At 60.3% G+C, this 10,415-nt stretch carries 10 protein-coding genes and 1 pseudogene; 4 read left to right on the top strand and 7 right to left on the bottom strand.

Going from position 1 to position 10,415, the window contains the following annotated elements; translation table 11 throughout:
• Positions 1–38: 38 nt before the first annotated feature.
• Both AD944_RS02110 and AD944_RS02115 read right to left on the bottom strand, forming a co-directional pair.
• A pseudogene (locus tag AD944_RS02110) lies at positions 39–349 on the bottom strand (transposase); the annotation flags it as partial.
• A gap of 111 nt (positions 350–460) precedes the next feature.
• Positions 461–1,081 carry a TetR/AcrR family transcriptional regulator gene (locus tag AD944_RS02115; RefSeq protein ID WP_045541362.1) on the bottom strand — a complete coding sequence of 207 codons (621 nt, stop codon included), beginning with the start codon at positions 1,079–1,081 and terminating at the stop codon, positions 461–463.
• 96 nt (positions 1,082–1,177) lie between these two features.
• On the opposite strand from AD944_RS02115, the gene AD944_RS02120 reads away from it, so the two are divergent.
• The 4 genes from AD944_RS02120 to AD944_RS02135 all read left to right on the top strand — a co-directional run bounded on the left by AD944_RS02120 (position 1,178) and on the right by AD944_RS02135 (position 7,011).
• Positions 1,178–2,167: a zinc-dependent alcohol dehydrogenase family protein gene (locus AD944_RS02120; RefSeq protein ID WP_045541363.1), complete on the top strand. Its 990-nt coding sequence runs from the start codon at positions 1,178–1,180 to the stop codon at positions 2,165–2,167.
• 202 nt (positions 2,168–2,369) lie between these two features.
• A complete protein-coding gene (locus AD944_RS02125) occupies positions 2,370–2,660 on the top strand; it encodes a metal/formaldehyde-sensitive transcriptional repressor (RefSeq protein ID WP_043153273.1) in 291 nt (96 codons plus the stop codon).
• A gap of 215 nt (positions 2,661–2,875) precedes the next feature.
• Positions 2,876–3,985, top strand: coding sequence for an S-(hydroxymethyl)glutathione dehydrogenase/class III alcohol dehydrogenase (locus AD944_RS02130; RefSeq protein WP_045541364.1), 1,110 nt, complete (start codon positions 2,876–2,878; stop codon positions 3,983–3,985).
• A 392-nt stretch (positions 3,986–4,377) separates the two neighbouring features.
• Positions 4,378–7,011: an excinuclease ABC subunit UvrA gene (locus tag AD944_RS02135; RefSeq protein ID WP_045541365.1), complete on the top strand. Its 2,634-nt coding sequence runs from the start codon at positions 4,378–4,380 to the stop codon at positions 7,009–7,011.
• Positions 7,012–7,268: 257 nt separating this feature from the next.
• On the opposite strand, the gene AD944_RS02140 is transcribed toward AD944_RS02135, so the two are convergent.
• The 5 genes from AD944_RS02140 to AD944_RS02155 all read right to left on the bottom strand — a co-directional run.
• The gene (locus tag AD944_RS02140; RefSeq protein WP_061474722.1) at positions 7,269–7,838 is read right to left on the bottom strand and encodes a type 1 glutamine amidotransferase domain-containing protein; all 570 of its coding nucleotides are present in this window, start codon (positions 7,836–7,838) and stop codon (positions 7,269–7,271) included.
• 30 nt (positions 7,839–7,868) lie between these two features.
• Positions 7,869–9,008, bottom strand: a complete 1,140-nt coding sequence (locus AD944_RS02145) for a glutathione-independent formaldehyde dehydrogenase (protein ID WP_045541367.1) — start codon at positions 9,006–9,008, stop codon at positions 7,869–7,871.
• Between the two features lie 461 nt (positions 9,009–9,469).
• Positions 9,470–9,766: a putative quinol monooxygenase gene (locus AD944_RS02150; RefSeq protein ID WP_236709118.1), complete on the bottom strand. Its 297-nt coding sequence runs from the start codon at positions 9,764–9,766 to the stop codon at positions 9,470–9,472.
• 107 nt (positions 9,767–9,873) lie between these two features.
• The gene (locus AD944_RS16180) at positions 9,874–10,038 is read right to left on the bottom strand and encodes a hypothetical protein (protein ID WP_201785438.1); all 165 of its coding nucleotides are present in this window, start codon (positions 10,036–10,038) and stop codon (positions 9,874–9,876) included.
• Between the two features lie 82 nt (positions 10,039–10,120).
• A partial coding sequence (locus tag AD944_RS02155; protein WP_156477241.1) for an integrase core domain-containing protein occupies positions 10,121–10,415 on the bottom strand: 295 nt, incomplete at its 5' end.

Consider the following 10,415-nt stretch of genomic DNA (forward strand, 5'->3'; position numbering starts at 1 on the left):
AACAATGTGAGGTATTGCGCTTAAACGGCCGTCCACATAGGCGGTCGAGTTCCGCCTGGGCAAAATATGCCGACGCCTTGCGCAGGATTTCATTGGCCTGCCGCAATTCGCGGTTCTCTCGTTCCAGTTGCCTGATCTTCTCCCGATCAGGCAGGTCACTTACCGCAGGCGCATTGGCACGTTCATGCAGACGGGTCCATTTTGACAGCGTGTCAGGATGAATATCCAGCTTTGGCGCTATCATCATCACCGCGGACCACCGCGAAGGATGGTTCTTCTCTTCCTCCAGAACCATGCGGGCTGCACGTTCACGAAACTCAGGCGGAAAACGCTTCGATTTGGTGCTCATGAATCCTTCTTACCTCTCGGGTCGTTCTCTCTCCACAAAACCCGGGGCAATTCAGTGTCCCAACCGTCCGTGGCTGTTGAAAAACAGGCTGCTGGGATCTCGCCTGGACGATCAAACCGCAGCCGGCCATCGATCGAGTGCCATTTCGGCGATGGAGAGAAGTTCGTTGATCGTAGCGCCGTCGCGCGCTTGAACGGACATGCCTTCCATGACCGTATTGATGAATTTGCCTAGGACGGCCGGATCAGTATCGGCCGCAAGCTCGCCCTGCGCGGCGCCCCGATGTAAACGCTCGATCAGGAGGGCCTCCGCCGCAATACGCTTGTCGCGCAGCAGGCATTCGATGGAGGCGGACGCCGGCGACACGGCTGCCGCTGCCGAATACATGAAGCAGCCGGCCGGCGTTCCAGGCTCCGAGAACGATGACGCCGCTCGCTCCAGCAGGCCTTTGACGGCCTCGAAAGTGGACAACGCTGGGTCGTTGATGGGGGCATAGAGGTGGACGCTGAACGTCGCGGCATAGCGCTCGATCACCGCTGCGAACAGCCCCGCCTTGTTGCCAAACGCCGCATAGAGACTGGCGGCGGCGACGCCAGTCTCCGCCACCAGATCGGCCATCGAAGTCGCCTCGTAGCCGCGCTGCCAGAACAGCCGTACCGCCTTGTCGAGCGCTGCGTTAGTGTCGAACACGCGAGGGCGACCTGCGCCGCGACGTGCTTTCGTCTCTGTCATGTCTGGCGCCCGATATGGAATGATCGATAAATAATATCTTGAAACTGGTGACCCACACCGATACAGAATAATCATTCTATAATCAAGGAGTGTCCCATGAGCCGCATCGTCCGAATCCACGAATATGGCGACGCAAGCGTCCTCAAGATTGAAGATGTGGCAGTGCCCGCGCCCGCGGCCGACGAGGTGCAGATCGCTGTCAAGGCGATAGGCATAAACCGCGCCGAAGTGATGTTCCGCAACCATGCCTACCTTCAGGAAGCCGAGTTCCCGAGCCGCCTCGGCTACGAGGCTGCCGGCACTGTCGTTACGGTCGGGGCGGACGTGACCGGGTTTGCGGAAGGCGAAGCCGTCAGCCTCATCCCCCCGCTCGATATCGCGCGCTGGGGCACCTATGGCGAGGTCGCCAACGTGCCTGCCCGCCTCGTCGTCAAGCATCCGGCGGCGCTTTCGTTCGAGGAAGCGGCGGCCGTGTGGATGCAGTATGTCACCGCTTGGGGTGCGCTGGTGGAGCAGGCGAAGCTCGGCGAGGGCGATTTCGTCATCGTCACCGCTGCTTCCAGCAGCGTCGGTCTTGCTGCCTTCCAGATTGCGCGGATGGTCGGCGCGACGGTGATCGCGACGACGCGTACCGGCACCAAGCGCCAAGCCCTGCTTGATGCCGGTGCACATCATGTCGTCGCGACCGGGGAAGAGGATCTGGTAGCAAAGGTGATGGAGATAACCGATGGTGCAGGTGCGCGCGTGGTGCTCGACCCGGTCGGAGGCCCGTCGTTCGAGCCGCTGACCGCGAGCATGGCGCGCGGCGGCATTCTGCTTGAATATGGCGCGCTCAGCGGCGAGCCGACGCCGTTCCCGTTGTTCTCCGTGCTGGGCAAGAGCCTCACGCTCAAGGGTTATCTCTACAGCGAGATCGTCTCGGACGCCGCCGCCCTTGATCGCGCCAAGGCGTTCATTGTGGCGGGACTGGAATCGGGCGCGCTCAAGCCGCGGATCGCGCGCACCTTCTCGCTCGACGCCATCCAAGACGCACACCGCTTCCTCGAATCGAATGACCAGATCGGCAAGGTCGTCGTTACGGTCTGACCGGTAAACCTGGGGGAGCGAGCGATGGCTCCCCCCCCTTCCCCGACACATGATCGGACCCTCAGCCCATGCCGTGGTTGCTTGCGGCGCAGGCTTGAGAGCATGACCGGAACCTCGCCCGATGAGAGAAACGCCCGTCTCAGTGCAGGATTGAAACTCCCCCCCTGTATGGTATGCTGAAGCGATTTCTCGGGAAAACGCGATGCCACATTCATCAGAGGACAAAAAGCGAGCCATCACACGCTTGCGGCGTATCAAGGGCCAGGCGGACGCTCTGGAACGCGCGATCGAAGCCGGGGCCGATTGCGCTCCCCTGCTGCAGCAAATTGTCGCCATGCGTGGCGCGACAAACGGACTGATGGCGGAAGTGATGGAGAGTCACCTCAGGGAAACATTCGGTTCCGGCGCAGATCCGGCCCTCAAAAGCGAGGGTGGCGATCACGATGACGGCGTGGAGGGCGTAATGAAGATTCTGCGTACTTATCTTAAATGACGATTTCAGGCTCATTTTCTTGCCCGTGTTCTCTCGCACTTAGAAGCCAGCCCCTGCTGCCTTCTCTGGTTTGAGATCCTCGGTAGGACACCTCTTGTATACTGACAGGGAGTATGGCAAAGATACTCCCTGACAGTATGAGAACGTCGACGAATTTGCGATGGCGCAACGGCCTCGCACCGGCAATCAGTTTCAATCAACTAGGGTATCCCAACATGAAATCTCGCGCCGCTGTAGCCTTCGAGGCGGGCAAGCCACTCCAAATCGTCGAGATTGATGTCGCCCCACCCCGGAAGGGCGAAGTGCTCATCCGGGTAACCCACACCGGCGTGTGCCACACCGATGCGTACACGCTGGCGGGCAGTGATCCGGAGGGTGTTTTCCCGGTGGTTCTGGGCCACGAGGGGGCGGGCATCGTTGTCGAGGTCGGTGAAGGCGTCACCAGCGTCGGGCCGGGCGATCACGTGATCCCGCTCTACACCGCCGAGTGCGGCAAGTGCGATTTCTGCGTGTCGGGCAAGACCAACCTGTGCGTCGCTGTCCGCGAAACGCAGGGCAAGGGTTTGATGCCCGATGGCACCACCCGCTTTTCGTACAATGGCCAGCCCCTTTATCATTACATGGGCTGTTCAACCTTCAGTGAATATACTGTCGTCGCGGAAGTTTCGCTCGCCAAGATCAATCCCGAGGCTAACCCCGAACAGGTCTGTCTGCTGGGCTGCGGCGTCACGACCGGCATCGGCGCAGTCCACAATACCGCCAAGGTCCAGCCCGGAGACTCGGTCGCCGTGTTCGGCCTGGGCGGCATCGGCCTCGCGGCGATTCAGGGTGCGCGCCAGGCGAAGGCGGGTCGCATCATCGCCATCGACACCAATCCGTCCAAGTTCGAGCTGGCACGCCAGTTCGGTGCGACCGAGTGTATCAACCCCAAGGACCATGACAAGCCCATCCAGCAAGTGCTGATCGAGATGACGGGATGGGGCATCGATCATACCTTCGAGTGCATCGGCAACGTCAATGTCATGCGCGCCGCGCTTGAATCAGCGCACCGTGGCTGGGGTCAGTCGATCGTGATTGGCGTTGCGGGCGCGGGCGAGGAAATCTCCACCCGCCCATTCCAGCTCGTCACGGGCCGCGTATGGAAGGGGTCCGCTTTCGGTGGCGTCAAGGGACGGACACAGCTCCCCGGCATGGTCGAGGACGCGATGAGAGGCGATATCGATCTGGCCCCGTTCGTTACCCACACCATGGGTTTGGAGGAGATCAACGAGGCGTTCGAACTGATGCACGAAGGCAAGTCGATCCGCACGGTCATTCACTACTGACCCGCCGATCCGAAGCGGCGCCAGGCGCTCGGATCGACAAGCCAGCCTTCATCATGGCCCGACCCCGGCCATGATGAAGGCTCCCTGGCAACTGAGCGATGCGGTACAACCACCGAAGTGCAGTCGTTACACGCCGATAGCGGCACGGACCACGGCCGCCTAACCCGTGCGCTTACCTGCGGGGTGTGTGGCCTCGTCGCGCGACCCGACGGAAAAAGGCTTTGTCGTACCTTAGTTTAGTGCTGGAAAATATTCCAAAGGTTTCGAAGCTCGGGCCATCGTGGCCGTTGGATGCATTGAGTCGGAAATGCATTCATCTGTTACCCTGATTGTGATGAAACACGGGCCGCACGGGCGGATACGGCAGGAAAACTAAGTTGAAAAACAAGGATATACACTCGACGACGCAGGCCTCCGACCATGGACATGCGGGGCCGCCCGCTTGCGTGCAGGTTCGCGGCGCGCGCCAGAATAACCTCAAAAATATTGACGTCGATGTACCGCGCGACGCCTTCGTGGTGTTCACCGGCATATCGGGCTCGGGCAAGTCATCGCTCGCGTTCGGCACCCTTTATGCCGAAGCCCAGCGGCGTTATCTGGAATCGGTTGCGCCCTATGCCCGTCGCCTGATCGACCAGGCCGGCGTGCCGGAGGTCGACACGATCGACGGATTGCCGCCTGCGGTCGCGTTGCAGCAGCAGCGCGGCTCGGCCAACGCGCGATCCACGGTCGGCAGCGTGACGACGCTCTCCAGCCTGGTGCGGATGCTCTATTCCCGCGTCGGCGAATATCCGCGCCATCAGCCCATGCTCTATGCGGAGGATTTCTCCCCCAACACGGTCGCGGGGGCGTGCGCGACCTGCCACGGCATCGGCCGCGTATATGACGCGACCGAAGAGACGATGGTTCCCGACGACAGCCTCACCATTCGCGATCGGGCGATCGCCGCCTGGCATGGCCAGAACCTGCGCGATATCCTCGTTTCGCTCGGCTATGACGTCGATACGCCGTGGCGCGACTTGCCGAAAAAGGATCGCGACTGGATCCTCTTCACTGACGAGGCGCCGACGGTGCCGGTCTATGCGGGCCTGACGCCCGAACAGACCCGGACGGCGCTCAAGCGCCGCATGGAGCCGAGCTACCAGGGCACCTTCACCGGCGCGCGCCGCTATGTGCTGGAAACCTTTGCCAACACTAAAAGCGCGCTGATGAAGAAGCGCGTCTCGCAATATATCATCGGCCGCAATTGCCCGACCTGCAACGGCAAGCGCCTGAAGCGCGAAGCCCTGTCGGTCAAATTCGCCGGGCTCGATATTGCCGAGTTCGGCGACCTGACAGTGCTCAAGCTGAAGGACTTGCTGATGCCCGTCGCGCATGGCGAGTATGGGGCAGTCTCCGGCACCTCAAAGGGCCATATTCTGGAAAAAGCGGCCCGCGAAGCAGCGGTCGAACAACGGGTTGCCGCGGGCGGCTCTGCGCACAAGAGCGCGCCCGACGTGCGCCGCACGCCCAATCTCTCCGACGAGAAGCGGATCGCCGCCCAACGCCTTGCCTGCGAATTGATCGAGCGGCTCGAGGCGCTGATCGATCTTGGCCTGGGCTACATTTCGCTCGACCGCAGCACGCCGACGCTCTCCTCCGGAGAGTTGCAGCGCTTGCGGCTTGCCACCCAATTGTCGTCACAGCTTTTCGGCGTGGTCTATGTGCTTGACGAGCCTTCCGCAGGGTTACATCCGGCAGATGGCGAAGCCTTGCTCACTATCCTCGAGCGTCTCAAGGCGGCGGGCAACTCCCTGTTCGTCGTCGAACATGATCTCGACGTGATCCGCCACGCTGAATGGCTCGTCGATGTCGGGCCAGGAGCCGGGGATAAGGGCGGTGAAGTCCTCTACAGCGGGCCGATAGAGGGGCTTGCCCACGTCGAGACTTCAATCACCCGCCGCTACCTGTTCGCAGAGCCGCTCCGCAGTGAGCGCACACCGCGCGATCCCAAGGCATGGCTACGCTTGGAAGGGATCAGGCGTAACAATCTTCAAGGTCTCGACGTTGAGTTTCCCATCGGCTGCTTCACCGCTGTCACCGGCGTTTCGGGATCGGGCAAATCCAGTCTTGTCAGTCAGGCGCTGCCCGAGCTCGTCACGGAACACCTCGGCGGCTCTCCGGTGGCCGAGGAGGAGGATATCGATCCTCTGCTCGACGTTGCTCAGAACGATACTGAAGGACGCATTGTCGCGGGTATGGAGCATGTTCGCAGGCTGGTGCGGGTCGATCAGAAACCGATCGGCCGCACGCCGCGCTCGAACCTATCCACCTACAGCGGCATGTTCGACCATGTGCGACGGATCTTCGCTGATACGCCGCTCGCCCGCCGGCGACACTATAGCCCGGGCAGGTTCTCGTTCAACGTCGCGCAAGGTCGCTGCCCGGTGTGCGAGGGCGAGGGATACGTCATGGTGGAGCTGCTGTTCCTGCCGAGCGTTTTTGCGCCGTGCTCGACCTGTCATGGCTCTCGCTACAACCCGCAAACGCTCGAAGTCGAATGGAACGGGCGCAATATCGCCCAGGTGCTCGAACTGACGGTCGACGATGCGTGCGATTTCTTCGCTGGCGAGGCATCTGTGATGCGCTCCCTCGACGTGCTGCGGGAGATCGGTCTTGGCTATCTGAGGCTCGGACAGCCTGCGACCGAGCTGTCTGGCGGGGAGGCGCAGCGCATCAAGCTGGCGACTGAACTGCAACGCGCCCAGCGTGGCAACACGATCTACATCCTCGACGAGCCCACTTCGGGGCTTCACCCCTCCGATGCCGACCGGCTGATGCAACACCTGCAGGGCCTCGTCGACGCTGGCAATACCGTCGTCGTCGTCGAACATGACATGCGCGCCATCACGCAGATGGACTGGGTCATCGATCTGGGACCGGGGGCTGGGGAAGATGGCGGCCGTATCGTTGCCAGCGGCGTCCCTGGCGTCGTTGCGGAAGCAGAAGGCAGTCTCACCGCCCCCTATCTCAAAGCGGCGCTGTAGGTCGTAAACCTGACCGAACGGGCGTTCGATCAGGTGTATGTCAACCGGACGCTGGAATGGGTCGAATCTGGAAGCGGGAGCCGAAGATGTGTCAACGCGGTTGACGCGGTTTAGGGTTCGAGTGCCCGTCAGGTGCGCCGTGTTAGTCTGATATGCGGCGTAGCGGACAGCCAATCGCCGGCCATCCGCTACGCCTGTTTTGTGCGGAACTTCTCCAGGGAGCGGGCCCTCACATGGTTCGTCGAAACCGCCCCGTCTTAATTCCCGGCTGCGAGCCCAGCGCCCACACCTTCCGCGATTTCGTCCACGAGTGTGGCGCAGAAGGCGGGTAAATCATTAGGGTCGCGGCTTGTGACAAGGCCGTTGTCGACCACGACTTCTTCATTGATCCATATACCGCCGGCGTTCTCGACATCGACCTTCAGCGTTGGGTAGGACGTCAGGGTGCGACCCTTAAGCACGCCCGCCTCAATCATTGTCCAGGGTGCATGGCATATAGCCGCAACCGGTTTTTTCTGATCGAAGAAAGCCCGGATGAAACCAATTGCCTCGCCGCTGCCGCGCAGCTTGTCGGCACCGACAGTTCCTCCGGGCACAACAAGTCCGTCGAAATCGTCGGCTTTCACCTCGGAAAACGTCTTGTCGATAGTATAGCTGCCGCCCTCGTCGAGATCGCTATTGACTGTGCGAGCCACGCCCGCTTCAAAACTGACCACGGTCACTTTGCCGCCAGCCTCCTCGATAGCTTGCTTGGGCTTCGAGAATTCTGGCTCTTCCGTCCCGCGGGGCGCGATCAGAACGGCAACTGATTTGCCCTCTAATGTCATAATTTATCCCTATTCCGTAGAAGACTAAGGTCAGGCACCCGGTTTGAGCACGACCTTTGTCCAACCATTATCGCGCGCATCGAAATGCTTGTAAGCGTCTGGTGCCTGATCGAGCGGCAGTCGGTGCGAGATGATTTGACCAGGATTGGCCCGGCCTTGCTCGATAAGCTTCATCAGCCGCCGGTTGTAGTGCTTTACATTACACTGGCCGGTGCCGATCTTCTGCCCCTTGAACCAGAAGTTGCCGAAGTCGAACGCCATCTTGCCTTCCTTCTGGAGATCGTCGGTCGCATTCGGATCTTCCGGGATAAACACGCCGACGACGCCGATGCCGCCGGTGGCCTTCGTGCTTTTGACGAGGCAGTTCATCGTGTAATTACTGCGCTCCTTGCCGTGGCGATCGCAACACTGGTAACCTACCGCCTCGACCCCCCGGTCGGTTCCAAGGCCGCCGGTCGCGTCAAGGATCTGCTGGGCGGGATCGCCCTTGCGCATGTCGATCGGGATCGCGCCCCTCGCTTCGGCCAGCTTCAGACGGTCATCGTGGGAATCGACCACGAAGATCTGAGCGGCACCGCGGATTTCGGCCGAGTGCGCGGCCATCAAACCGACCGGACCAGCCCCGTAGATCGCGATACTCTCACCAGGCAAGAAACCTGACACCTCGACGCCATGCCAACCCGTCGGGAAGATGTCGGAGAGCATGACATAGTCATCCTCCTTCTCCTCAGCGTCCTCGGGCAGCTTCAGGCAATTGAAGTCGGCATAAGGTACGCGCATCATCTCGGCCTGACCGCCTTGCCACGGACCCATCTCGGCAAAGCCATACGCTGCGCCGGCGGTCCCAGGATTGGTCGTGAGGCAAAAACCCGTCAGACCGCGTTCGCAATTTTCGCAGAACCCGCAACCGACGTTGAACGGCATGCAGACGCGATCGCCCTTGTTAATCCGATCTACGGCAGCGCCGACTTCGATGACTTCGCCAAGGTTTTCGTGGCCAAAGACCCTGCCCTTCTCGAAGCTGGTGCGGCCCTCGTACATGTGAAGGTCCGACCCGCAGATGTTGGTCGTCGTCAGCCGGATGATAACATCGGTCGGCTTTTCGATCTTGGGATCATCGATGGTATCGACGGAAACGTCTTTGGGCCCGTTGTACACGACAGCTTTCACGGATCTTCTCCTTTTGTAGATCTGATCTGGGCGTCATCAAATCGAGAGCTTGCTGATGATCCAAACCAGCGCAAAGGCGCATAGCATGGCACCTTTCCAACCAATGTCTGTCTCCTAAACCGCCTGACGCCTGAACGGTTCCTTCCCGTTCGGCAGTTCTCGGATCGATTTACGGCGGCTTTTCGATTGCCAGGGCCAGGACGATCTAAAAAGCGGCAGATTGATGACCTAAAGAAGTTCCTGCGAAACCAACGGCGCCATGATAACGCAACACATCAACGCCGACTTATCAGCAGCAGCATCAAAAGGCCGGATAAGCGCAAAAGAAAAGGCCATCCACTATCGCGGATGGCCTGTCGTATTCTTCTATTTAGTTCCAGAGCCGGCCGGGCCGTCCATTCCCGAGGGCAGGCGACCCTAACCGTGCAGTCGTACGGCAGCTTGGGGTGCCGACCACTCCGCTATTTCGCGGCCAGCAGGGTGAACTTGTGAATCTGCGGCGGTTCCGAGAACAGTTCTTCCGCCCTCTCCATCAGCGCGGCGGCAACCTTGCCGTCAAGATGGGCCTGCCGATCCTCCTCTGTGTCGAACGTATCGAAGATCGCGTACGCACCGGGACCCTCCTCGATCGCATACCAGGTCAGAGTGCCCAGCTCGGCTTGAACGAGCGGCAATGCCGAGGTCAGGAAATTGGCGACATCGCGCTCTTTTCCGGGCTTGGCCTTCAGTGGCACATACAGCGCAAGTTTGGGCATCATCGACTCCTCAAGTTAAACGGACAGATATCATTTGGCAAAGTAACGGTCAAGCGGGCCGGAACGTTCCTAGGAGGCGGAGCACACGCGGCCCTGCCTCCTCGTCGAAATCAGAACTGCTGTGCGGTCGGCCGGATGACGATCGCGTTGACGTCGACGTCATCAGGTTGTTCTACAGCGAACGCGATAGCACGCGCCACCGATGCCGCCGGGATGGCCTGCTTGTAGAAGTCGAGCACCGTCTCGGCAGCCGTGCCAGACGTCGTGAACTTCAAATCGCTTTCGACAGCTCCAGGCTCGATTGACGTGACACGGACTGAATTGCCTCGGGTTTTGTGGAGACGTTTTTTATCTGATTTAAGCGGCTAAAGCATGTGATTTCTGTTGTGCATAAAAGCGAGCCTCAGCTTCTGCTGGCGGGATGTTTCCAATGGAGGACAGGAGCCGCCGATTATTGAACCAGTCGACCCATTTAAGTGTTGCCAGTTCAACCGCTTCCCTGTTTTTCCATGGCCCCTGCCGATAGATGAGTTCGGTTTTGTAAAGTCCGTTAATGGTCTCTGCCAAGGCGTTATCATAGGAATCCCCAACACTGCCGACAGAAGCAACGAGCCCCGCTTCAGCCAGTCTTTGCGTGTAGCGAATGGACACA

Source organism: Acetobacter tropicalis (genome assembly GCF_001580915.1).
Taxonomy (GTDB): Bacteria; Pseudomonadota; Alphaproteobacteria; order Acetobacterales; family Acetobacteraceae; genus Acetobacter; species Acetobacter tropicalis.

Coding starts and splice junctions, on each gene's coding strand:
- AD944_RS02150 (WP_236709118.1), bottom strand. CDS start 9,766: ATGATGCCCAAACTTGCGCTGTATGTGCCACTGAAGGCCAAGCCCGGA.
- AD944_RS02140 (WP_061474722.1), bottom strand. CDS start 7,838: ATGACATTAGAGGGCAAATCAGTTGCCGTTCTGATCGCGCCCCGCGGG.
- AD944_RS02125 (WP_043153273.1), top strand. CDS start 2,370: ATGCCACATTCATCAGAGGACAAAAAGCGAGCCATCACACGCTTGCGG.
- AD944_RS02115 (WP_045541362.1), bottom strand. CDS start 1,081: ATGACAGAGACGAAAGCACGTCGCGGCGCAGGTCGCCCTCGCGTGTTC.
- AD944_RS02120 (WP_045541363.1), top strand. CDS start 1,178: ATGAGCCGCATCGTCCGAATCCACGAATATGGCGACGCAAGCGTCCTC.
- AD944_RS02130 (WP_045541364.1), top strand. CDS start 2,876: ATGAAATCTCGCGCCGCTGTAGCCTTCGAGGCGGGCAAGCCACTCCAA.